General features: G+C 47.2%; 19 protein-coding genes. 13 read left to right on the top strand and 6 right to left on the bottom strand.

Going from position 1 to position 24,314, the window contains the following annotated elements:
* Positions 1–88: 88 nt before the first annotated feature.
* The 4 genes from SPIGRAPES_RS14640 to SPIGRAPES_RS14655 all read right to left on the bottom strand — a co-directional run bounded on the left by SPIGRAPES_RS14640 (position 89) and on the right by SPIGRAPES_RS14655 (position 4,866).
* Entirely contained in the window at positions 89–1,060 is a 972-nt protein-coding gene (locus tag SPIGRAPES_RS14640) for an ABC transporter permease (protein ID WP_014271533.1), read from the bottom strand.
* The gene (locus tag SPIGRAPES_RS14645; protein ID WP_014271534.1) at positions 1,057–2,124 is read right to left on the bottom strand and encodes an ABC transporter permease; all 1,068 of its coding nucleotides are present in this window, start codon (positions 2,122–2,124) and stop codon (positions 1,057–1,059) included. Before SPIGRAPES_RS14645 ends, SPIGRAPES_RS14640 begins: the two co-directional genes overlap by 4 nt.
* Entirely contained in the window at positions 2,121–3,662 is a 1,542-nt protein-coding gene (locus tag SPIGRAPES_RS14650) for an ABC transporter ATP-binding protein (protein WP_014271535.1), read from the bottom strand. Before SPIGRAPES_RS14650 ends, SPIGRAPES_RS14645 begins: the two co-directional genes overlap by 4 nt.
* 100 nt (positions 3,663–3,762) lie before the next feature.
* Positions 3,763–4,866: a BMP family ABC transporter substrate-binding protein gene (locus tag SPIGRAPES_RS14655; RefSeq protein ID WP_014271536.1), complete on the bottom strand. Its 1,104-nt coding sequence runs from the start codon at positions 4,864–4,866 to the stop codon at positions 3,763–3,765.
* 516 nt (positions 4,867–5,382) lie between these two features.
* Here SPIGRAPES_RS14655 and SPIGRAPES_RS14660 point away from each other — a divergent pair.
* The 8 genes from SPIGRAPES_RS14660 to SPIGRAPES_RS14695 all read left to right on the top strand — a co-directional run bounded on the left by SPIGRAPES_RS14660 (position 5,383) and on the right by SPIGRAPES_RS14695 (position 17,197).
* Entirely contained in the window at positions 5,383–6,969 is a 1,587-nt protein-coding gene (locus SPIGRAPES_RS14660; RefSeq protein ID WP_014271537.1) for an SLBB domain-containing protein, read from the top strand.
* 16 nt (positions 6,970–6,985) lie between these two features.
* Positions 6,986–9,457: a GumC family protein gene (locus SPIGRAPES_RS14665; protein ID WP_014271538.1), complete on the top strand. Its 2,472-nt coding sequence runs from the start codon at positions 6,986–6,988 to the stop codon at positions 9,455–9,457.
* A 186-nt stretch (positions 9,458–9,643) separates the two neighbouring features.
* Complete coding sequence (locus tag SPIGRAPES_RS14670; protein ID WP_014271539.1) at positions 9,644–11,248, top strand: bifunctional aspartate carbamoyltransferase catalytic subunit/aspartate carbamoyltransferase regulatory subunit; 1,605 nt, start codon at positions 9,644–9,646, stop codon at positions 11,246–11,248.
* 18 nt (positions 11,249–11,266) lie between these two features.
* Positions 11,267–11,965: an orotate phosphoribosyltransferase gene (locus SPIGRAPES_RS14675; protein WP_014271540.1), complete on the top strand. Its 699-nt coding sequence runs from the start codon at positions 11,267–11,269 to the stop codon at positions 11,963–11,965.
* A gap of 9 nt (positions 11,966–11,974) precedes the next feature.
* Complete coding sequence (gene pyrF / locus SPIGRAPES_RS14680) at positions 11,975–12,856, top strand: orotidine-5'-phosphate decarboxylase (RefSeq protein WP_014271541.1); 882 nt, start codon at positions 11,975–11,977, stop codon at positions 12,854–12,856.
* On the top strand, positions 12,853–14,589 hold the full coding sequence (locus SPIGRAPES_RS14685) for an alpha-hydroxy-acid oxidizing protein (protein ID WP_014271542.1): 1,737 nt from the start codon (positions 12,853–12,855) through the stop codon (positions 14,587–14,589). Before pyrF ends, SPIGRAPES_RS14685 begins: the two co-directional genes overlap by 4 nt.
* On the top strand, positions 14,586–15,635 hold the full coding sequence (locus tag SPIGRAPES_RS14690) for a dihydroorotase (protein WP_014271543.1): 1,050 nt from the start codon (positions 14,586–14,588) through the stop codon (positions 15,633–15,635). Before SPIGRAPES_RS14685 ends, SPIGRAPES_RS14690 begins: the two co-directional genes overlap by 4 nt.
* Before the next feature lie 77 nt (positions 15,636–15,712).
* The gene (locus SPIGRAPES_RS14695; RefSeq protein WP_014271544.1) at positions 15,713–17,197 is read left to right on the top strand and encodes a hypothetical protein; all 1,485 of its coding nucleotides are present in this window, start codon (positions 15,713–15,715) and stop codon (positions 17,195–17,197) included.
* Here SPIGRAPES_RS14695 and SPIGRAPES_RS14700 read toward each other — a convergent pair.
* Positions 17,194–17,745, bottom strand: coding sequence for a hydrolase (locus tag SPIGRAPES_RS14700; protein ID WP_014271545.1), 552 nt, complete (start codon positions 17,743–17,745; stop codon positions 17,194–17,196). The genes SPIGRAPES_RS14695 and SPIGRAPES_RS14700 overlap by 4 nt on opposite strands.
* A 349-nt stretch (positions 17,746–18,094) precedes the next feature.
* On the opposite strand from SPIGRAPES_RS14700, the gene SPIGRAPES_RS14705 reads away from it, so the two are divergent.
* Positions 18,095–19,153 carry a magnesium transporter CorA family protein gene (locus tag SPIGRAPES_RS14705; protein ID WP_014271546.1) on the top strand — a complete coding sequence of 353 codons (1,059 nt, stop codon included), beginning with the start codon at positions 18,095–18,097 and terminating at the stop codon, positions 19,151–19,153.
* 53 nt (positions 19,154–19,206) lie between these two features.
* Positions 19,207–19,845 (top strand): YkgJ family cysteine cluster protein, encoded by a 639-nt coding sequence (locus SPIGRAPES_RS14710; RefSeq protein WP_014271547.1) that lies wholly within the window; start codon positions 19,207–19,209, stop codon positions 19,843–19,845.
* On the opposite strand, the gene SPIGRAPES_RS14715 is transcribed toward SPIGRAPES_RS14710, so the two are convergent.
* Complete coding sequence (locus SPIGRAPES_RS14715; RefSeq protein WP_014271548.1) at positions 19,842–21,065, bottom strand: class I SAM-dependent rRNA methyltransferase; 1,224 nt, start codon at positions 21,063–21,065, stop codon at positions 19,842–19,844. The two genes, SPIGRAPES_RS14710 and SPIGRAPES_RS14715, sit on opposite strands and share 4 nt — an antisense overlap.
* Positions 21,066–21,144: 79 nt before the next feature.
* Here SPIGRAPES_RS14715 and SPIGRAPES_RS14720 point away from each other — a divergent pair, with 79 nt between their 5' ends.
* From SPIGRAPES_RS14720 to SPIGRAPES_RS14730, 3 genes are read left to right on the top strand one after another with little or no spacing between them, the layout of a single operon-like run.
* The gene (locus SPIGRAPES_RS14720) at positions 21,145–21,819 is read left to right on the top strand and encodes an HAD family hydrolase (protein ID WP_014271549.1); all 675 of its coding nucleotides are present in this window, start codon (positions 21,145–21,147) and stop codon (positions 21,817–21,819) included.
* Positions 21,809–23,521 (top strand): phospho-sugar mutase, encoded by a 1,713-nt coding sequence (locus SPIGRAPES_RS14725; protein WP_014271550.1) that lies wholly within the window; start codon positions 21,809–21,811, stop codon positions 23,519–23,521. Before SPIGRAPES_RS14720 ends, SPIGRAPES_RS14725 begins: the two co-directional genes overlap by 11 nt.
* Positions 23,522–24,310, top strand: a complete 789-nt coding sequence (locus SPIGRAPES_RS14730; protein WP_014271551.1) for a hypothetical protein — start codon at positions 23,522–23,524, stop codon at positions 24,308–24,310. It begins immediately after the preceding gene.
* The last annotated feature ends 4 nt before the right edge of the window (positions 24,311–24,314 follow it).

Consider the following 24,314-nt stretch of genomic DNA (forward strand, 5'->3'; position numbering starts at 1 on the left):
TGAATATGGTACGCATTTTAAAAATTATGTGCAAGTGCAAAAAAAAAGGGACCGGTGAAGGTCCCTTGGAAAACAGAATAGGAGCAAGTTACTTGTCATCGATGGCAAAGGGGGTACCTAGTGCCGAGGGTGAGGCAAACGACCCTTTCTTTTTCTGGTTGATAATAGTCATGCCAGCTAAGACTATCAGGGTTATGAGATACGGGGAGAAGGCTAAAAACTGGGTGGGAATGACCATCTTGAAACCAGCGGCCTGCAGACTGAACTGGAGGCTGGTGATTCCACCGAAGATCAAGGTACCGATTACTACCTTTCCAGGATTCCATGTAGCAAAGATGACCAAGGCGATTACAATCCATCCTTTTCCTCCAGTCATCCCTTCATTCCAGCTCGGCGTGAAGCTGAGCGATAGGCATGCACCCCCGAGGCCTGCGAGCATACCACCGATGGTGGTGTAGATATATCTGGTTTTGGAAACAGAAATACCCATAGCAGCAGCTGTTCTGGGGTTTTCCCCTACCGCCCTGACCACCATACCGTATTTTGTCTTGTACATGAGTACCCAGGCAAGGGGGAGCAGGATATACAGGGTGTAGGTGAGTACGCTTACGTCGAAGAGAGCCCCGAGTACAGGGATTTTGCTCAGACCAGGAATGGCTATGTTGTTAAACTTGGCAGGGAGGTTCATCCCGGCAAGGTTGAACCCATTGGAAGCAGGACCGAGGCGCTGTCCCAGAAAGTTCGCAAGGCCGGTTCCGAGCATCGTGATGGACAAGCCAGAGACTACCTGGTTTGCCCTCATGGTGATGCAGAGAAATGCATGGATGAGGGAGAAAAACCCTCCAACCAGCATTGCCATCACAATGGCCAAGTACAGATTTCCCGTTGTGTACGTAGTGGCGAACCCCGAAAGGGCTCCCATGAGCATGATACCTTCCATGCCAAGGTTCAGAACCCCTGTTTTCTCAGTATAGACTTCTCCAAGGGTTGCATAGGTGAGGGAAGTCCCCATAGCGAGGGTTACCGCCAACAGTTTCGTAAGAAAATCGAGTAAATTCATTTGGCTACCTCCTTCTGTTTGCCTACGGCAATAAGCTTGTATTCGGTGAAAATACTTCCAGCCAAGAGCGGTATAAGGATCAATCCCTGTAGGACTTCACCCATAGCTGAGGGAAGTTTCAGACTTATCTGCAAGGCATCGGCACCGGTATCGAGGGCTGCCATGATGATCGCTATAAGAATCGAAGCAAAGGGATTCAGTCCGCTCATCCAGGCGATGATGATGCCGGTAAACCCATAGCCTGAGTTCACGCCCTTTGTAAGGCAGTGCGTTACAGCAGCAGAGTCGATTACCCCGGCGAGTCCGGCAATTCCGCCCGAGAGCAGCATTGCCAGGATGATGTTTTTCTTGATGGACACTCCCTGGCACTGGGCGGCACGGGGGTTTTTGCCAATCATGTTCAGTTCAAAGCCCCACCGGGTCTTATACAGCACAAACCAGAGGATAAGGACCAATACCAGCGCGAAGAATATTCCGCTATGTACTTTTCCCCAGATTCTGGGAAGCCAGGCAAATTCAGGGTATTTTACGGTTCCCATATTACCCCTGGGTGCCTTCCATGCATTGATGTACAGGTACTCGGCGTATCCTATGGCTATATAGTTCATCATGAGGGTAGTCAAGGTCTCATCAACCCCCCACTCGGCCTTCAAGACCCCAGGAATACCTCCCCACATTGCTCCGAAGAGAACCCCGACGATCATACCGACAGGAAGGAGCATCCAGTTCGGGAGAAAAGTCCAGAACTGCATGACCCAGGTAATGCCGATAACGCCACAGACATACTGTCCTTCAGCACCGATATTCCAGAACTTAAGCCTGAAGGCGATACCGACGGCAAGACCCGTCAACAGCAGTGGTATAGCCTTTGTTATGGTATACTGGAATTTGGTAGGGCTGCCAAAGGCTCCCCGAAACATTGCATAATAGGTTTTTGCCGGGTTTGCATTGGAAATGGCCAAAACAATTGCTCCCAGCGCAAAGGAAATCAATAAGGAAAAAATAGGGACCAGAATGGTCATTTTACGGGACTTGCTATCCCGTTTCTCCAAGGCAAGTCTCATACATCCCTCCTCTGAACACCGGCCATGAGCAAGCCGATTTCTTCGGTCTTTGCCTCTTTGACATCTAATATTGCCATGAACTTACCCTCAAACATGACTGCTATTCTGTCAGCCACCATTAAAAGTTCCTCAAGCTCTTCTGAAACCAGCAACACTGCATTGCCCATGTCCCTTTGCTTGATGAGGTTCTGCCTGACTGCCTCGGTGGCCCCGACATCGAGACCTCTTGAGGGGTATACTGCGATGAGGATTCCGCCACAGGAGTCGATTTCGCGTGCCAAAATAGTCTTCTGTATATTTCCCCCGCTCAGGAATTTAACCGAAGTATCCTGCGACGGTGTTTTTATAGTGAAGGCAGAAATCAGCTTCTCTGCAAAAATCCTGACAAGCCCCCTCTTTATGATACTGTGGTTTGACAGCTCCTCCGTCCTGTATTTTTTCATGGAGAGGTTGTCGCCGACACTCATATCCCCAACAACTCCCATCCTTCCCCTGTCAGCAGGAATGTGGCTCACCCCTGATTTGATAATCTGTAAGGGAGTTTTGTTGGTCAGATCCTTTCCATTGATAATGATATTTCCGCTTGAAACATGTAAAAGCCCAGTCAAAGCCTCAGTCAGCTGTTGCTGCCCATTGCCTGCAACACCTGCGATGCCAAGGATTTCTCCCCCACGGAGCTGGAAGGAAATATCGTCAAGTACGTTTCGCTCTCCCCCGATGGTTTTTATCACCAGGTTTTTCGCTTCCAGCTTGACTTCCCCCGGCTTGTATTGCCCGCGTTCCAAGGAAAAGAGAATGTCGCGGCCAACCATCATGTTTGCAAGATCTTGGACCCGTTCAATAGTATTGGTTGCACACACGCTCACGCTCTTGCCACGTCTGAGTACCTGAACGGTATGGGAAAATTCCATAACCTCATCCATTTTATGGGTAATGAAGATTGCGCTCTTGCCTTCTGAGAGCATCTTCTTGATTATCTCGTTCAAATCCCTTGCTTCCCCCGGGGTCAAGACCGCCGTCGGTTCGTCAAGGATAAGTATCTGGGCCCCACGATAGAGGAGCTTCAGGATTTCTACGCGTTGCTGCTCCCCGACAGATAATTCCTGGATTATTTTATTGGGGTATACCTGCAGTCCGTACCGTTTGCTCAGTTCAGTGATCTTTGCCTTGATTTCAGCCATAGGAGGGATTACCGCAAGACCTTTCATGCCCAATATGATGTTTTCTGCAACGGTCATATTGCCAACAAGCATGAATTCCTGGTGGATCATACCCACACCCAGAGCCATTGAATCCTGTGGAGAATGAATCTCAGCCAATTTGCCATTGATGTATATCTGTCCTCCATCGGGTCTGTATAGCCCGACGAGCATATTCATCAGAGTACTCTTTCCTGCTCCATTCTCCCCGAGCAAAGCGAGTACTTCGCCACGGTGCAAGGTCAAGTTGACTTTGTCATTTGCCAGAACACCTGGGAAGTGTTTGGATATTTCAACCATCCGCACGACGATTTCTTCGTCGGTGTTTTTCTCGTCCATATGTTTTCCACTTTTCAAAGCCCTCGGGAAGAAGGCTCGTCTAGGTAAAGAATTAGGGACGGACGAATGCCCGCCCCTATATTAAAGATTTAGAAAGAGATTACTTTACTGATCCGATAACGCCTTCAACAAACCAATCCATGGTAAGCATAGCACCGTCATCCATCTTTTCACCGGCCTTCTGGCGAAGTGCACCGGTCTGGTTGTCTTTCAGCTCGCCCCAGAATACATCGAAGGTACCATTCTTGATTTCTGCTTCCTTGGCTACAATGAGCTTCTGGAAATCGGCAGGGACCAACGGGGAAATCTCTGAAAGGTGAATCATCTCATCATCAAGTCCACCCCAGTAGCTCTGGGATTTCCAGGTTCCGTTAAGGGCACTTTCCACTGCAGGGATCATATAGTTGCCCCAGTTCCACATCGGGGATACCAGGATACGATCATCACCGATCATGCTTCTGAAATCGGCATTGTAACCAACTGCATACTTACCGCGTTCAATTGCGGCCTTGGCAGGTTCGGTGGTGTCCTGGTGCTGGGCAATGACATCGCAACCCTGGTCGAGAAGGGCTACTGCACCTTGACGTTCCAGTGAAGGGTCATACCAGGTATTTGTCCATACGACGGTAACAGTAGCGTTCGGGTTGACAGCTCTGGCTCCGAGGGTATAGGCATTGATGCCACGAACAACCTCAGGGGTATTGAAAGCGCCGACATAACCGAGTTTTCCGGTTGGGGACATTTTCCCGGCGATCATACCTGCAAGATAACGCATCTGGTACATTCTGCCGAAATAATTTGACATGTTTGCATTGGAGAGGTAGCCAGAGCAGTGCTCGAAGTATACATCGGGGTGAGCCTTTGCAACATTGAGCATGTATTCCTGGTAGTTGTAGGAATTGGCGAAGATTACTTTGCAGCCTTCATCAATGAGGCTTTCCATAGCTCTTTCGCTGTTCTCGTTCTCTTCGACGCCTTCCATCCGAATAACCTGGATTTTGTCACCGAAATACTTTTCCATTGCTTTTGTGCCCTGGTCGTGCATGTAGGAATACCCCATGTCGCCAGGAGCGCTGATGTAAATTACACCGACCTTCATCGGTGCATTAGCCTTAGCGGTAGTATCGGCTTCCTTGGCTCCCTGTGCAAAAGCAAGGGAAGAAACCAATAGGACCATCAGAGATAGAACAATACCTTTCTTCATGACGCTCTCCTTAAAATGATTGTGTGATAAGAGTGATATTACCCGAAGATGTTCAACTGTTTCAAATTATACGAGACGAAACAGGGTATGTCAAAACTTTATTTTTAAACATTTTGAGCGGTAAAACGCATTGTTTTTAGTGTTTTCCTTGGGATATACAAAAAAATGATTATGAAAAATGCAGTATTCCATAATTACAACAGAAATTCACAATATTTTTTCAAGCAACCTTGTTGCGTGTTGTTGTTTTGAGTGAAAAACGTTGTCATTTGGTGTCTTATTTACTGATTAATGCAATTCTTGTTGCAATATTATGCGATTTTGGCACTTCTCTGGTAAAATTTCTTTGTTTTTAATCCTTTTTACCTTGAGCTAATTTTGGTGTCCTTTGGTTGCCGTATTAAGTTTTCTATGCTTGTACGACTTATCTTCAAGTGATAAGATAAGTCGCAGTCGAATAAATTCAGGCAAGTTTTTTACATACAAAATTTCCCCAAAGAATGAGGTTTCCATTTCATGAAAACAGCGAAAAGAATAGTATCATTTTTTTTGGTTATTGCCATGACTTCCGCTTTGTTTGCATCCATTGGACCCGGTTTGGTAGTTCGTTCTCCCTTGTTCGGATTAAGTGTGGATGACGAAACACCTGTTGCAATGCTGGCAGTCCAAGGATATTCACAACAATTGGGACTTTCAAGTCTCACCGTTGAGGAAACCGCACAAGCAAGGGTTCTTACAGCTATAAGCAATGGCCAATACCCGGTAACCCCAGGTGACACCTACCGCTTGGTTTATCTTGATGGATTGAAGACCGTTACCTTGGACCTGCAGGTTGATGAGAAATTGTCTGTAGCGGTACCGGGGCTTGGGACTGTCGAAGGATCTGATCTTACGCTTGCACAGCTGAAGCAACAAATCCTGGCTATGGTAAAAACCTATCATAGTTACTCAAATCCCCAGTTGGTCCTAACCGGGACAGGTTCTTTCACCATAGCGGTAATTGGAGAAGTCGGGGGAACCCGCTTTATTCCTGTCTGGGGTCTTTCGCATCTTTCCTCGGTTGTCTCGAGTGCTACGAATTTTGCCTCAACCCGAGAAGTGACCATTACACATAAAGACGGAACCTCGGCAAGCTATGATTTATATCTTGCCCTACGCAAAGGCATTCTCGACCAAGACCCTCTTTTGAGAAGTGGCGATGTTGTTTCGATTCCTAGGGCGGAGAAGATGGTTGTCCTTGCAGGAAATGTATATTCTCCAGGAACGTATCAGCTCAAGGAAGGGCAGGCTTTGCAAGATCTTATTTCCTATTATGGGGGAGGGGTTTTAAGCAGTGCCGACGTGCAGAAAATCAGAATCCAGCGCTATGACAAGAAAACAGGTGTCTGGCAAGCACTCTATGCCAATTTGCTCAATGGTGATTCCTTTGCTTTGCAGGATCAGGACCAGGTTGTCGTTGATACCATTGCCCCGTCCATGATGAGCGTCACGGTAGAAGGCGCAGTTTCGGTAAAGGAAGCGTATGACGACTTGTCTTCCACCGCTTTGCTTGGCAACCCCTCCGGAAGGATTTTCTATCAGTTCTACCCCGGGGAATCAATCAAGCAGCTATTTAATTCCATTGGCACTCGGCTTATGACGGTCAGTGACCTCAATGGTGTCTATCTGGAACGAGATGGCCAGCGTATAGCATTGGACCTTGAGCAGATCCTCTATGGGAGTGCGGAAAACGCTTCGATGAAGCTTAAGGCAGGCGATACCTTTACCATTCCTTTCAACCAGCGTTTCGTTACCGTAAGCGGAGCTGTCGTTCGTTCCGGGGTATATGCCTATGTTCCTGATAAAGGGATCTCTTATTACCTTTCCCTTGCTGGGGGATTGAGTGATGATGCTTCGGTACCCACCTCGATCAAGGTGTATGATGCCAATAACAACCAGATCGACAAGGACTCGAAAGTACCTTCTGAAGCTACCATTAAGGTTGCGAAGAATACCTTTGTAAAAGATATTGCACCGACTGTGGCCATTGTAGGCTTGGTCAGTTCAATCCTTGGGATAGTGTATATTGTCTTGCAGAGCATCAGCGAAGCAAAAACTCTCTAACAGCCTGGAGGAAAACATGAACGAAAATACCGAAACCCAGACGGGTCAAAATATATATGACAATAACGATGAGGGGATTTCCCTATCGGAATTGCTCAAGATATTCAAACATCATTTCAAATGGTTTCTGTTTGGGTTCTTTCTTGTAGTCGGCATGGCTGTTGTCTATCTCCAGTTAGCTATACCCCAATATGAATCCGGAGTATCGGTTTTGGTAGACCCTATCCAGAAATCCTCCTCAATCGAGAACCTTTTGGAAAGTTCTGCAAGCTCTACCAAGATTGCCACGGAAGTAGAGTTGATAACCAGTAGGAAGAATATCGAGTTTGCGCTCAGTACCTTGGATCTCGATTCCTATAAGAATGCGGAAGGTGACAGTTACAGCAATAGAGAAGTCCTTGGCAATGTCAAGGACCGGATTGTCGTTTCCACCGTAAAGGATACCAATATTGTCAAAATCGTGGTAACCGATGCAAGCCCAATGTTTGCCCGGGACCTCGCCAATGCCCTTGCTTCAAGCTACGATGGGCTTCTGACTGGTATTGCAAAGAACTCAAAAACCGCCCAGAGAGAGTTTATCGACGCACAGATTCCCATTAACCAGAAAATGTTGGTACTCGCTTCAGATGCCCTTGGAGACTTCAGGGAAAATAGCGATATCATCCAGCTGACTGATAAAAGCACGCTTCTGGTAAATGAGATTTCCTATTATAAACTTCGGCTGGAACCGCTGAAGTTGCAGATGCAGGAAGCCTCGGTTTTTATCCAAAACTACAATCAGGGCCTGGTAAATGCCGGGATCAAGGGAATACTTACCTTGGATGAGTTGGGCAATGATGTAAAAATCAAGGCGAAGCTGAAGGAGCTGAACGGCTGGAAGACAGAACTTACCATGTATGAGTCTCTCAGTTCTCCTCAGATTGGGACTTCGGCAACTTCTTTGTCTTCGAATAATTCTTCCAGGGTCTATTTCCTCAATAGTGCCATTGAACAGATTACAAAGGATTTGTTGGATCGTGTTTCGGTCCTTACCAGTGCATATGCCAATGAATCAAACACGCAGTCCATTGTTCAACTCCTCACTACAGAGGTTGCCATACAGGTTTTAGAGGAACGTGGGGCACAGTTTACCAATGAGCTGTCACAGCTTCCGGTTTTGGAACGGCAACTTTCCGAGCTTCAGAGAGATGTCCAGATTTATGAGACCATTGACCTGAAACTCAGGGATATGCTTGAGGAAGTGAAATTGGTCGAGGCAGCTGTAACCGGAAATGTTACTGTTGTTGACCAGGCAAATATTCCCTTGAACCCGGTAAGTCCCAACAAGCTATTGATCCTTGCCGTTGCCCTGCTTCTCGGTTGTGCGGTAGGTCTCTTGTTTGCTTTGGGAATCGAGGCTTCCGACCAAACGATCCGCAATGAAGCGCAGATCAAGAAACTGGTGAAAAATGCAATACCGCTTCTTGGGTGGCTCCCTCTTATGAAGGTTTCCCCGAAAGATAAGTACCCCATGTTTTCCGTTTTCAATGATCCGCTTTCTTTTGAGGCCGAGCGATTCAAACTCATTTCCAACATGCTGTACAACAAGCATGATATGAAAGTCTTTTCCATCACCTCCTGCTCGATGGCAGAAGGTAAGAGTACGATTGTTGCCAACGTAGCTCTTTCCCTGGCCCAGATGGGTAAGAAAGTTTTGATTATAGATGGTGACTTGCGATTACCCAGCATGGAACGGTTTTTCCTTCTGAAACACTCAGAATCGGGTCTTGTCGACTACGTAATCAATTCTGTTCCATTGGAAAGAAGCATTGTTCAGCCTCTGGATTCGGTTCCCAACCTTCACTTGCTCTCATCGGGAAGTACCCCATTGGTCCCTGCAGCAATCTTTTCGAATCCAAATTACATTGAAACCCTGAAACACCTCAAGACTCTGTATGATTTCATCATCATCGACGCCCCTCCGTTGGATTCGGCAAGCGAGTTGTTAACCATATCGAAAAATATCGATGGTTTGATAATCACGGTAAGGGCAGGTGTTACTTCTAAGTTGTCCTTGATCGATTTGGTGGATAACCTCAAAACAGGAAATGCGCCTATTTTGGGTATCGTTTTCAATGGATGCAGTGCCGGGACGACAAACAGTGGGTATCATTATGGGAATTATTACAATTCTTATGCCTATCGTTATAATTCATACCAGAATAACAATTCCAAGAAAGGACTTAAGTTAAGCAATTATAAGATTCAAAATTCTTCCGGGTACCGTAAAAAGTACAGGCAGAATATTCGCCAGCGGGATAACCAGAAGCTTGATCTCAGCGATACCGTCCTTGCCTTTGGCCCTCAGTCCTATTGTCATTCACTCCATGAATGGGGAGATGTACAGCATTTCAACCCGGTTACAGGAATTGGACCCCAGCACAATGCTGACTTCAAAGATGGCTTGGAGGCTATTGAAAACGATTTGGAATCCATTGGGAAACTATAAGCCTGGGACTGGACAGAACTCGTTTACTCTGGTAATGTTTTCCAAAAGTAATAGGGAGGGGGGACGAAGTGGCAAGGAAAAGATACGGTTATTCGTACAAAGCCTTGGAAGCATTGTCTTCCCATAACATTAAGTAGAATTCAGAGTCGGTCAAAAATTGGCCGGCTTTTTTTTTGGAGGAGTGATATGGAAAAGCAAAGCGTTTTTGCCGGAAGGTCCCTGTGTGTCATTGATGATTTCACCATTGAAGAAAGGAAGTATCTTTTTGAGGAAGTCAAGGTCCTGAAACAGGCCATGGAGAAAAACGATCTTTCGGTCATGGATAGATATCGGATCAATGACAAGGATTTTGGGATTTATGAAGTATTCCTTGAAGACAGTACCAGGACGAAGGAATCCTTCCGCAATGCAGCCAATTTTCATCATGTCAAGGTATCGGAGCTGAATAGCGATAGTTCATCCTTCAACAAAGGCGAGAGCTTTGCAGATACATTCAATACGCTCAGCGGGTACTCGAATACCATCTTTATCGTAAGAAGCAAAATTGAAGGCGTATGCAGGTGGCTTGAGGATGAATGCCACGAGTATGCCTTGCGTAACAAACTCTGGAGAAAACCTTCATTCATCAATGCCGGGGATGGCAAGCATGAACATCCTACCCAGGAACTTCTTGATGAGTTCACCTTCATGGAGGACAATACCTGGCAGACCGATTCGATCCACCTTGCACTTGTAGGTGACTTGTACCATGGACGTACCGTTCATTCGAAAGCAGCTGGCCTGCGGATTTTTGAAAAAGTCAGGGTTGACCTCATTGCCCCCCCCGAATTGGCCATGCCTGAGAACTATCTTTTGGAAATGAAGAAAAATGGCTTCGATATAAGACAATTCTCATCCATCGAGGAATACCTGAAGCAATCGGATATTGCCGACAAGTGGTATTTTACCAGACCACAGTTGGAAAGAATGGGTGACCGGATTCTCCAAAGGCAAGATGAACTGCGTAATTCCATAACCTTTCGCAAGGAATTCATGGGGAAACTCCCGGAAAATACAAAATTCTACCATCCTCTCCCGCGTCATAAAGTTACCCCAACGATTCCTACCTTCCTTGACAACACCTCACTCAATGCCTGGGAGCGCCAGTCGATCAACGGGATGTATGTCCGCATTGCACTGCTTGCTTTGATCGGGGGGAAAATAGGTTCTGGCTTTGTGCCATCGGAAAGCAAGAGGGAGCGTGAAGACGAGGAATATATCTTTGAAGTTGCCCTTGACCAGGAAAAGCCCAAGGACAAAGTCATCAGTGAAGGAGTCCAGCCTATCCGTAACGGGATAGTAATCGATCATATCTGCCGCGGTGACAGCCCTTCAGAAATCAGGGACCATATGCGCTTGATCAGTAGTGTCCTGCACCTGGATGAAGAGAAAGGCGGGGAATGGGTCAGTTGCGGCCATAAGGATGAGACTACCTTCAAGGGAATCATCTTCAGGCCGGGTGCCAATGATTTGACCCGAAAGGAACTCAAACGCCTGGCAGCAGTGTCGCCTGGATGCACACTCAATATTATCAAGGAAGGGAAGGTAGAGAAAAAATACCGGATGCAGATGCCACCCCGAATCTATAATTTTGACGATCTTTCCTGTACGAACGAGGCTTGTATTTCTCACCCTGTCCAGAGTGAAGGGGTTCCTGCCATGTTTTATCGTACGGCAGACAATAAGTTTGCCTGTGCCTACTGTGGAAAGACTCATTCATTCAAGGAAATCTGGAAGAGTCGCAAGAAATAACGTAAACTGGAGAAAACGATGAAGACTATGGATGCCATTACCGATTATTATGGACCTTTACTGGCCGAAGAAGCCTTGCGCCTTGGGGCAATCCGGCTCAAGCCTGAGGACCCCTTTACCTGGGCAAGCGGCTATCGTATGCCAATCTACAATGATAACCGCCAGCTTCTTGCTGTCCCCAAGGCACGAGCCCTAGTTTGTTCTGCCTTCAGTGAGATGCTCAAGGCGCTTGACTTTGACCCAGATAACATTGCAGGAACTGCTACTGCGGGGATTCCCCATGCGACCAGCCTTGCTGATTTGCTTGGCAAACCTTTAAGTTATGTCCGGAGTGCCGGAAAGGATCATGGCCTGCACCAACAGATTGAAGGTCTGGGACCCAGTGGAAGCTATGAAGGGGCAAAGGTTGCCCTTATCGAGGATTTGATATCCACAGGGGGTTCCTCAATAAATGCCGTGAAAGCCATAGTTGCTGCCGGTGGGAAGTGCCCCTATTGCCTTGCAATCTTCACCTATGGTTTGCAGGCTTCTGTGGATGCCTTCCGTTCCTTGGATCCTGTATGTTCGCCTTATACCATTCTTACCTATGAGCGTATGGTTTCTACTGCACTGAAAAGCGGATATGTTGATAAAGATGGAGCTGCCTTGCTCTCAGCATGGCGCACAGACCCCTTCGGATGGGGAGAAAAGAACGGGTTTAAACCCGTAACCAAATAGGAGGCCTCAATGACATTTATTGAAAAACTTGAAGAAAGTTCCCGCCTTGTGGGCAATACCACCTGTATGGGTCTCGATCCACAACTTGCCCTGCTTCCTGAAAAAAGCGACGATATCCGTACCGATCTCAATGGTTTCTTTCAGATTTTGTTCCGGAGAATGAGTCTGTCAGGGCTTATTCCTTCAGCTTTCAAGCCAAATATCGGGTACTACCAATCTCTGGATAGGCCAAGGGACGAAGATTTTTCTGGAAGTCTCGCCTTAACCGACATCCTGGATATGGTCGAGAACTTTTTTCCCGGCATTCCCGTTATCCTTGACAGTAAGCGGGGCGATATTGCCCGAAGCAGCCTGAACTATGCCATGGAGGCCTTCGATTGCTGGCAATCTGATGCAGTAACCGTAGCCCCCTATATGGGTAGCGATTCCATCACCCCCTTTGCAAACCATGTGCCTGGCGAAAAGGGTGTGTATGTCCTCAATAGGACGAGCAACCCCGGGGGGAAGGATTTTCAAAACCTCCTTGTTTCCTCAAATGGTTCTTCCGTGCCTCTGTATATGGAGGTAGCCAAGAAAATCGCATCTTTGAAAACTGAATTTGAAGGCATAGGGGCAGTAGTCGGGGCAACCAATATGGCTGAGCTTACCAAAATTGCAACCTACTATGCAGACAAACAGATTCCCCTTCTCATCCCAGGTGTCGGGAGCCAGGGCGGTTCCGCAATCGAAGTGATGACGACCTTGCGCGAGGTTGGTTACCCTATTTCCCTCGCCAGGATAAACAGTTCGAGTGCCTTGACTCACCCTTGGAAAAAAGGGGCTGCGCCAGAGGATTGGCTTGAGCTCTGTGAGGCAAACCTTAGGACAATGATCGAGGAAACTGCCCTATGAGAGAAAGTAAAGCACTGCAGGTTTTAAAAGGACGGCACTTGAGGCTCGAAGAGCCTCTTTTACTCTCGACGGTAAGTGGCGTTGCCTCGACTAAACCTGCTCTGATTCGCTATTTCGACCAGAAGATATCGCCTATCGGAATTATAACGACCAAAAGCTTCCAGGTTACCCCCAATCCCGGTAACCGGGAGCCTGTAATCTGTGAGACAACCAAGGGTAATTTCGGAAATTCCGTAGGATTGAGAAATCCGGGTATGGACCAGGCTCTTGCTGAGTTACGTGCCCTGCGCCAAGAGTGGAAATTCAGGTGCCTCCTTAACGTTTCCCTTTCTGCAAACAGTGTCGAGGATTTTATTATGCTCGTTGAAGTCTTTTCAGAAGTTGCAGATATCTTGGAGCTGAATTTCTCATGTCCCCATGCTGCCGAAGGGTATGGCGCTTCCATCGGGTGTAGCAGTGAGATTTCCTCCGATTATGTAAGGAAAATCAAGGAAGCGACAAAAAAAAGTGAAGTTCCCCTGTTTGTGAAACTCACCCCAAATGTCGAGGATATCGGCCAGGTTGCCAAGGCGGTTGTAGATGCAGGTGCCGATGGTTTGGTTGCTATCAATACCGTTGGCCCCATCGTCCATGAAGACCCGGTTTCCCATACTCCCATTCTCCAAAATACTATCGGGGGGAAGGGTGGTTGCAGTGGCCGTTGGGTGCATGGGAAAGCAGTTTCTTGCATCAAGGAAATTCGAATGGCAGTAGGGGATGATGTCCCGCTTATCGGGATGGGGGGTGTTTCGACCGGAGAGGAAGCCGCTGAAATGGTTCTCTGTGGTGCAGATGCCGTTGGCATCGGATCTGCTTTTGGAACAGTCAGCCAAAAGGACTGGGAACCGTACTTGAACTCAGTTCTGGCCGAAGCAGAGGCAAGACTGAAACCTGGAAAGGAATACCTTGGGCCGAAAAGCGAAACCTATCTTGCAGAAGACCGCCAGATGGCCTATCGAAAACATACGGTAACTAAAATCGCTTATTATGGGAAAGACACTATCATCTTGACCCTTGACGGTTCTTTGCCTTGCAAGGCCGGTGAGTTTGCCTTTCTCTGGTTGCCAGGGATAGGGGAAAAACCCTTCTCTGTCGCCCATAACGACCCCTTGACCTTTGTGGTGAAGAAACGGGGGCCGTTTACCGAAGCACTCTGGCTCTTGTCCCTCGGTTCAGACTTGTATGTAAGAGGCATCTATGGTGCCCAACTCGAGAACGAACGTACCGACAAAGCACTTCTGGTTGCCGGAGGTACCGGGGTAGCCGTACTTCCAGCCCTTGCCCAGCAGCTGAAAGAACAGGGAACCGAGATGACGATTCTTGTTGGCACCAGTGAGTCCGTTGCAGGCAAGGCCTTGCTTGAAGACAGACTGAGTGGCTTTGGATCCTTTACCTGTGTTGCCGATGACGGGAAAAACGGAAGGGTCCTTGACCTTCTCAATGGTCTTTCCCTTGGGCCAGATCAGGCTTGCTACCTTGTAGGTCCGGAGATTTTTATGGCAATCGCTGCAAAGAAACTCATTCTTCAAGGTATGGAGGAAGAGAAAATCTATCTTTCCATGGAACGGATGACCCTCTGTGGTATCGGGATGTGCGGGGAATGTGTGTGTGGTGATCGTCTGACCTGCCAATGGGGTTCCTTTATGCGGTATGACTACCTCAAGGAACATGCCCCCTCGATGGTCGGCTTATGATAGACGCTCATGTACACCTCCGTGACTGGGGGCAGAGGGAGAAAGAAACACTCGCCCATGGCTTTGCAGTTGCCAAACTATGTGGGGTCGAAGAATTCTTTGACATGCCCAATACTGTTCCCCCATTGACCTCGGAGCAGGAAATCCTGAGACGGCTTGAAGATGCAAAGGCAGCCGGGCTTAAAAATTCGTACCATCTGTACGCAGGGTTGACCGGGGACAGTCAGCAGATTGCGTCCATGGTAGAATTGACAAAGAAACTCAAGGGGCAGGTAATTGGGTTGAAACTTTTTGCCGGTCACTCGACCGGCAATATGGGCCTTGTTACCGAACAGCAGCAGCGAAAGGTCTATGAAGAACTTGCCGCCTCGCAGTACGAGGGCGTTGTTGCCGTTCACTGCGAGAAGGAATCACTATTGTTGCCAGACTTGGAAGACCCCACTGATTTTTCCACCCATTCTCTCGCCCGTCCCTCCAAAGCAGAAGTGCAATCGGTTGCAGACCAGCTCGAATTTTGCAGGGATGCAGGCTTCAAGGGCACCTTGCATATCTGCCATTTGAGTTCACCTGAAGCCCTCGACCTCATCGAAGAGGCAAAAAGACGGGGCCAAAAGGTCACCTGTGCCGTTACGCCTCACCATGTTTTGCTTTCCAGCGAGGTTGCCAAAGATCAATCGCTTTATGCAAAGATGAATCCTCCCTTGCGCTCGGAAGCGGAGCGGAAACAACTTTTCTCAGCCTTGCTTTCAGGTAGGATTGACTGGATCGAAACTGATCATGCACCCCACACCCTGCAGGACAAGCGTAATGGTGCCTGCGGAATACCGGGTTTCAGCGGTCTGTTGCTCTTGGTAAAGGTGCTTCTTGACAACGATTGTTCTCCCACTCTGCTAAAGCTTCTTGTGGGGGGGAGGGTAAGCCAGGTCTTTGGTTTGGGAAAAAAAGATATCTTTATACCAGCCTATGAGAATCTTTTGGAATTGTCTTCACAAGCTGCCAAAATGTACGTTTTTGATCCTTTTTTGACTGTACGGCAAAAATGTTGACGTAGACATGTCTAAATAGTTCACTTGCGGTATCATCTGGGTATGATATACTACTCCAACGTGGAGGGTAGGTATCTATGATTGATTTACGGAAGCATTCAAGCAGACATCTTGAAACCAAAATCATCCTTCCCATTCCTGAGAGCAAGTCCTATGAACGGGAAATACATTACTATCTTTTTTCTCCCCCACAGCTGTATGTAAACAAGACTACCTACTCAGAAACAAGCATGCTCCATAAGTTCCAGTGCCATGGAAGATATTCTTCTCCGGAAATTACCCTGGAGGAACTCATTGATGAAGACAATGAGATGAGTCCTCTGGTAGTCTTGAAAAATTACACTGCTAGCCTTGAAAAAGACGTTACCTCGATACCTGAGAGAAATGTTGTCCATGAATTGCAGACTGTCGTAAATTCCCTTCGCCATGAGAACAAAGCCTGCCTGCAGGATTGCAAGGACATGGTGAAACTTGGTATGGTCAAGGATTTGCGGAAAACCCTCGAAGACTGGTATGTAAACATTAATATGCTTAAAGATACCGTACGGGATTTGCTCATTCATATCCGAACCAAATTCTCCCCTGACAATAGGGTCCTGCTCGCTTTTCTATGGGCAGATGAGGCAATTAGCCTGCTTGATGAAAAAGAAGCCATTGACCTGTATATGGCGACGTCTCCCCTCAATGCGCAGTTCCCTGTGATTCTTCCCAAGCTTTTGTCTTTTTCGCGGGAAGAAGCAAACTATAGGGTTCGCGAACAATATCAGAGTGGAAGCAATAACCCCGAGACTGTGCAATACCGGAAAGCGGTTTTGAAAAAATGGACACAGTCGGCCCTTTACCTCGTTCCCGAGATTTCTCGTTGGCCGATGAGGGTTTCTCAGATTCTTGCCGGTACTGCTGCTGCAATCGCCATGGCGTTTGCCACGCTGGCGGCTATTTTTGCAGAGAAAACATTTATCAAGAATAGCCTGCAGTGGGCCCTGATCGTAATTATTGCCTATGTCTTCAAGGACCGCATCAAGGAATGGCTGAGGTCTTTTTTCAATGCTGTTTTGCCTAAGATGATGGCCGACGAGATATCATCGTTTCTTTCGCCCAAGACCGGGGCGAGAATCTGCACAAGCCGAATCAAACTGAATTATCTGGAATTCGCAGAAATTCCCAAGGAAGTGAAGGATATCCGAAGGGACAATAACAATCCTTTTGCCGACATGCTTCCCAAGGAAGACGTTATCCACTATGTTCGAAACCTTATCATGCACCCGTATGAGAGAAAGGATAATGAGCAGAGCCAGCTCCCCCGGGAAAACAATTTTACCTTGGTGACCAGGATTCGGCTTGACGATTTCCTCAAGGAAATGGATGACCCGAACGACATTGTTTTCAGAATGGACCCGAACGCTGATGAACTTGACCAGCTGAACAGCGAACGGGTCTACCATTTGCACCTTGTCATACGCGAATGTTCAATAAAAGATGATATTGATCTGTACAGTCATTATTGCATTGTGCTCAATAAGTCAGGTATCGTACGGATCGAACAAATGCCTGACAACTAGAGACCTATCTGGCTCTGGACCCCGGTCATGGCATCAATGGTAATCTGAATGATTGCAGGGATTTCCATGTCGATCATATCCGCACCCTTGGTGATCAGGTCACGGTTGACCCCTGCCGCGAAACCTTTCGAAGCCCATTTTTTCTTTACGGATTTTACACTCATGCCTTGCATTCTCTCTGGGCGCATAAGTGCTGTGGCATATACGAGGCCTGTCAGTTCATCGATGGTATAGAGGACTTTTTCCATGAAAAGGGTGGGTTCGATATTGCTGCATAGTCCCCAGCCATGGCTGCAGACAGCATGGATAAAATTTTCATCCGCCCCGATTTCTTTCAGCAGTTCAGGAGCCTTTGTGCAATGTTCCTCAGGAAAACTACCGTAATCGACATCATGGAGCAATCCGACAAGAGCCCAATAGTCTGTATCTTCACCTTGCAGTCTGGCAAATTCCCTCATGGTGGCCTCTACACAAAAAGCATGGGTGACCAAGGCTTCCGACGCATTATATTTTCGTAGCAAAGAGAGAGCTTCTTCTCTGGTAAACATATATTCCTCCTGTTTTGAAGAGTATAGGGTTTTTTCCTTTTTTTTAAAACAAAGAATGGAGGTTTTTTAAGATTGCCTTGGCCCCTTGTTGAAAAAAAAACATTATTATGGAGGATTCCCCTTTATCCTGTTTGTTAGGTTATGGTAGTATGGGTATGCAATTCCTAAGCTTAGGGAATTATTTTTTCCGTGGAGGAGGATCCTATGTCTGTTTCAGACGAAGGTGGCAGTATAACACCCCTGCCTAGTTATTTACCCTTGGCGTCCTCCTTTCCCATAATCTAGCCCTTTTGGGGTTATGTTCTGATGTGGAAATGAAGGTACGCCTTACCTATTCCATGGAGGAACTATGATTACTATTAGAAACAACGTCGTTACGACCAATCCAGGTGATCCCGTACAGGCTGCATCCTATACTTGGGTAGATGCAAGGGATGTCAATCGCGATGACATCACCTTGCTTGAAGAACAATATGCTATTTCCAGCGAGTTGCTGGCAGATATCATGGACCAGGACGAGCAGTCACGCATTGAGAAAGAAGACGACTATGTCGCTCTCATCGTACGTCTGCCAGCCCTTGCCGATGATTGCAAAGGTATCAACCAATATGCAGTACCCTTAGGGATTGTCCTCTATAAGGACACTGTCATAACTATCTGCCAGAGCGACAGTATTGTATTGGAAGATTTTTCCAGAAACCGATATCGGCAATATCCCGTAGGGACAAAGGAAGGCTTTGTCATCAGCATTCTCGGCCGTGCTGTCATGGTATATATTCGCTTGTTAAAATATATCAACAGACAGAAATCCCTCGTTGAAGAACAGTTGCATAAGAGCATCATGAACTATGAGCTGATCCAGTTGCTCCAGATCCAGAAATCACTGGTATATTTTTCTACAAGCCTCACTACCAACGAGGCATTGCTTGAGCGATTGCTCAAGACCCCCTATTTCAAGATTAGCACGGAAGAGGAGCAGGATTTTCTAGAGGATGTTATCACCGATAACAAACAGGCTATTGAAATGGCCAATATCTATGCTTCAATCCTTACTGGGACGATGGATGCTTTTGCTTCGGTAATCAGCAACAATATGAATGTCATCATGAAACGGTTGACTATCATTTCCATAAGCCTGATGTTCCCTACCTTTATTGTAAGTTTCTATGGAATGAACCTGGAACTACCCCTGATGCATTTCCAATATGCCTGGATTGTTGCACTGCTGGCATGTGGCCTGAGCGCCTTTGTCGGGACTTGGTTTCTTTCTGACAGGAGGAACCAGAGGCTGATCCAACGCACTATGCAAGGTGGCGTACTCCCTGAGAAAGAAGCGATGAAAAGAAAAGAAAGAAGAAGAGAGAAAAGAAGAGAGAAAAGCAAAAAAAAGAGGTCGCTGGTAGATTGAATCATTTGTAATTCCAATGCTATCATCTCGCCAATCGGGAGATTCTGATACCTATGAATAGCCTTTCGTTTCTTTGTGATACCTTTTTGGGTACCTATGCCGAAGAGTCCTTCAAAAGCCTTGTGGAACTCTATGCGACAATTGAGCATGATACGCAGCTTTTTTGTTTTGAGAATTCTATTGCCTGTGGTCCCGGTTGCGGCACCTGTTGTGAACACTTCATTCCTGATATTACCAATGCTGAAGCCCGTCTGGTCGCTGCCTACCTTCTCTTTGTGAAAAACGACCAGACTCTACTCGATAAGCTTGAAAACTTCGACCAAAACTCCGAAGGTCCCTGTCCCCTCTATGATTTTGGCAATGCCCATCACTGCACAGTCTATGAGGTACGGCCTTTGATCTGTCGGCTTTTCGGAGCCTGCGCCAGCCAGGATAAAAACGGCAGCGCCGTTTTCAGACGCTGCCGGTATAATACTGAGGGTACGATGCCCATGCTCCTGCATTTTACCAATGAAGTCCCTGTAATGCAGGATTTTGCGTATGCAATCCGTTCGCTCGATATGGATCAGGTTGGGGCACGGTTGCTTCCGGAAGCAGTGACCGAGATGGCCGAGCAGTTGAAATTCCTTCGCTCGATGCTTGGTTTCCAGAATGACAACCCGGACGATACCCCGAACCCGATCGCAAGCTAGCGGATTACCCTGAGAATGTAACCCTTGAGGTATTCGGACTCTGGGAAGGATATCCGTATCGGATGGTCTTCGCCTTGGCCGAGTACCCTTAAGATTTGGATTTCTACCTGTGCATCTTTGGCACTCCAGGCAAGAATTGTCCTGAGCATTTCACTTGAGATTGCCCCTGAACACGAGAACGTAGCAATAATTCCCCCATTCTTGATTTTTTGCATCGCAAGTCTGTTCAGATCCTTGTAGGCTTTGGCTGCATTGTCAGCCTGTGCTTTCGTCTGGGCAAGCTTGGGTGGGTCAAGAATAATCAAATCATATTTGTTTTCCTCTATCAGACGCATCTGCTCAAAGATGTTGCAACAGGTTGTGGTAACCTTTTCCCTGCTGTCAGCAGGTATTGCTTTTGCATCCTGGTTAATGTGGATATGAACCAGGCTCTGGTGCAAGGCATCGTTGCTCGAATCGAGACAATCGACCTGTTTTGCCCCGCTTCTGAGCGCATGGAGCGTGAAGGCACCGGTATAACTGCATCCATCAAGGACGACAGCATCCTTGCAATATGGCTCGATAGCCTTTCTGTTTTCTCTCTGGTCACAGTAGAATCCGCTTTTTTGGCCTCTTCCTGGAATTATCTCATACAAGAGGTTGTCTTCTCGGAATCTGATAGGGTCGAGTTTCTTGCTCGGGGTAAAATAAGCACCGTTTTGCCAGAACAAAGCAGTCTCACTTAAATGTTCCGAAGCACAGAAAGCGCTATCGGTGGTGACGATTATCATTGCCGGGTTCAAAAGGTTCTGAAGGGTTTCCACTACGAGGTCCTTGTGGTCCCAGGCAACCCTTGCACTGATAATAATGCGGATTAGCGTTCCGTATACATCGGCAACGAGGCCCGGCAACATGTCGGCTTCACCGAAAATGATTCTGAACGTTGTATTTGGGCTTGCCTTGTCCTGAAAAAAAGAACTCCTGCGAAGCACGCTCTTTTTGATTGTCTCAGCCCACCAGTAATCATCAATGTGATCCTTTTCGTTCCAGGAAAGCAAATGGAGGGGAATATGGCTTTCTTTGTCATACCAGCCCCAGGCAATGAATTTGCCTTCCTCGGTGAGCACTTTTGCGACACCGCTTTCATCCGATTCGGAAGTAGCGATGGCCCCGGAAAAAACCCATGGATGGTGGCGTAAAAGCTGTTTTTCTTTGCCACTTTTAATTGTAATCGATTGCATAGGTAAACAGTATCTGAACAGCGGTATTTTGTCAAAACGTTTGTTGACTTGTATTGCAAGGATACTGGATAATGACCATATGCAGGAATCAAGAATACAGGCGGTCCTCTTTGATCTGGATGGAACGTTAGTCGATACTATTGAAGATATTACTGCAGCATTGAATGCTGCTTTAGCGGATGAAGGACTTGCTCCCTTGACACTCGAACAGGGCAAGAAGGTAGTAGGAAGGGGACTGAGGAACGCAATTGCCGGTGCTTTGGAACTGCAAGGACACAAGGTGACCGAGACACGGATGGATTCACTGTTTTCCATTTTGACAGACTATTATATTGCTCACGCCACGGTCTATTGCAAACCTTATGAGGGGATTTCCACTCTTTTGGAAGCACTGAACAGAAAAAGAATTCCCCTTGGGGTTTTTTCGAACAAGGATGATGTCCTGACCAAGGTTATCGTCAAAGAAATGTTTCCAAAGATACGGTTTGAATGGATTCGGGGTATGCGCTCCGATTTCCCCCGGAAACCGGAACCGGCTGGTGTCTTGCACTTTTGCAAGAATCTAGGCCTGCCTGTGGGGTCACTGCTGTATGTTGGCGATTCGGAGGTGGATTGGCAAACAGCACAAAATGCAGGTTGCCTGCATGTCTTGGTTACTTGGGGGTTTCGCAAGAGAAGCGAGCTGCTTACAATTGAAGGAGCCCGGTTGGTTGATTCTGTAAAAGAATTGGAGGATGCATGCAATGGCTTATAATGAGAAAGAACTGAGAAATAAGGCTGAAGCTTATCGTAAGGCTGAGAATGATCCGTTATTCAAGAAAGAAATCGAAGATGCCCTGTCAGAGAAAAACTGGGAAAACCTTTTTGACCGATTCTATACCACCCTGGCGTTTGGGACAGCAGGAATGAGAGGCGTGCTCGGGGGTGGGACAAACAGGATCAATAACCTTATAGTTCGAAAAGTTACCCAAGGACTCAGTGAATATCTGAATGAAACCTCAACGAACCCTTCTGTGGTCATCGCCTATGACAGCCGGCACTACAGCAAGGAATTTGCCATGGAAGCTTCCCTGGTCCTGGCGGGCAATGGGGTATCGGTATATCTGTACGATACGCTCCATCCGGTCCCGATGCTGAGCTTTGCCGTACGGTATCTCAAGACGACAGCGGGAATTGTAATAACTGCAAGCCATAATCCAGCAAAATACAACGGTTACAAAGTGTATTGGTCCGATGGGGGACAGGTTACCCCTCCCCATGATTTCAATATTGCAGGAAAGGCCAATGCGGTAAAATATGAGGACATCCACTGCCTGACTGAGAAGCAGGCAAGGGACAAAGGCCTTTTGGTCCCCGTACCGGAATCTGTCGATGAAGCTTATTACCATATGGTCCTTGCCAGTCTGCGCAGGCCAGCTTTAGTCCAGAACAGTCCCATTACCGTTGCCTACACTCCCTTGCATGGAACAGGGAATGTCCCGTTGCGCCACCTGCTTGAGCGCGTCGGCATACGGTGTGTTGTGGTCAAGGAACAGGAACAGCCTGACGGTTCTTTCCCGACAGTTACCCTTCCAAACCCGGAAAACCCCCAGGCAATGGAACGCGTCATTGAATTGGCAAAGAAAGTTAAGGCAGATATTGTGCTGGGAACTGACCCCGATGCTGACCGTCTGGGCATAGCTATTCCCGTCTCTGCAGATAAGAAAGAATATAAATTGCTGACTGGTAATCAGATAGCGGCTTTGCTCTGTGATTACCTGATTCGATCAAATGAAGAATTGCAAACCGAAAAGAGAACTCCCCTCTGTGTGAAAAGCCTGGTTACAACCGATTTGGTAAAAGACATAACCCTTAAACACGGCGGCAAATGCAAGGAAGTCCTTACCGGATTCAAATACATAGCTGAACAGATTGCCGCCCTCGAAGGCCCGCGGGGAGAGGACGAATATTTTCTCTTCGGATGTGAGGAAAGTTATGGCTATCTTACCGTTCCTTCCGTGCGGGACAAAGATGCAGTGAGTTCTGCTTTGGTCGCAGTTGAGATGATGTGCTATTATGCAAAGCAAGGAATTTTGCTGCAGCAACGGCTGGAGGCAATCTATGATGAGTATGGATACCGCTCTGAAGTTGTCTTTTCCCGGGATTACGAAGGATCAGCAGGGAAAGAGCGAATGGTTTCCATCATGACTTCCTTACGGAGCCTTAAAGAGGGCGATGTGCTTGCCGGCCGTACAATCGATTCAATCGAAGACCTGCTTTCTAAAACCTATACAGGATTCCCCCCCTCGGATGTGGTTATTATCCACTTCGTCGGTGGTGAGAAATTGGTAGTCAGGCCTAGCGGAACAGAACCAAAGATTAAATACTATCTGTTTTTGACTGCACCGAAAGGAAAAGCTGACTTGTTGCAACAACAGTTGCCTTCCATCGTAGAAACATTCAAGGCGGCGTTATAAATGATTAATTGTTATGTACTTACCCGAACGAAAAGACCAGATATCTACTTAGATCCATATCTTCAACAGGAAAAATTGGACCAATGGGGAGCCGATGAGCCGGTATGTCTCAAAAGTGGCGGAAATCTCACGAAACAGCAGAAAGACGAGGCTTCTTACAGTCTCTATGCTTCCATCGATTTTGCTGTGGACCGTTGGATCCAGGACAAACAGTATATTCCCAGGCTCTTGGTTTCTGCTTTGGTATTTCTCCTCATGTATTTTTTCCTTTCTTTGGTAATTAGAGACCCTATCCCGATGGTAGATGAACTGGTTATCAGTTCAGCCCTGACTATTTTGACCTGGGTATTGCTTTCACGCAGGGATACCCGATCTTCAGTTGCCTTGAAAAGACGCTATGAGTTAAAGCAGAGGGCGGGGAGCCCTACCTTGGAGAAACTTGAAGGGTTGCTAGACCTTGAATCGTTCCTTGAGGATGTTTCCCATTTCGATTCGCTAGACCTTTGTGAAGCCTTGTGCCTGCAAGGGAAAGAGAAACTGCCTGCAATAACTGTCGAAGGCGACTCTACATGGGTCGAAGAGCTTTCGTCTCTTTTGCAATTGCAATTGAAGACTTACAAAAAAAGCCTGTACAAGATATTCAAACGAGTCGAAGCAGTCAGAAACAGCAAAAACAAAGCCAGCAAGCTTCCTGCGCGGTTGTTCCATCTGTCAATGCAGCAGAAACTCGACCTTGGGTTGCTTTCCCTGGTGGTTGCCCTTGATGAGCAATTTGGATTGAAGCAATAGCGGG

Origin of the sequence: Sphaerochaeta pleomorpha str. Grapes, assembly GCF_000236685.1 — a bacterium.
GTDB lineage: Bacteria > Spirochaetota > Spirochaetia > Sphaerochaetales > Sphaerochaetaceae > Sphaerochaeta > Sphaerochaeta pleomorpha.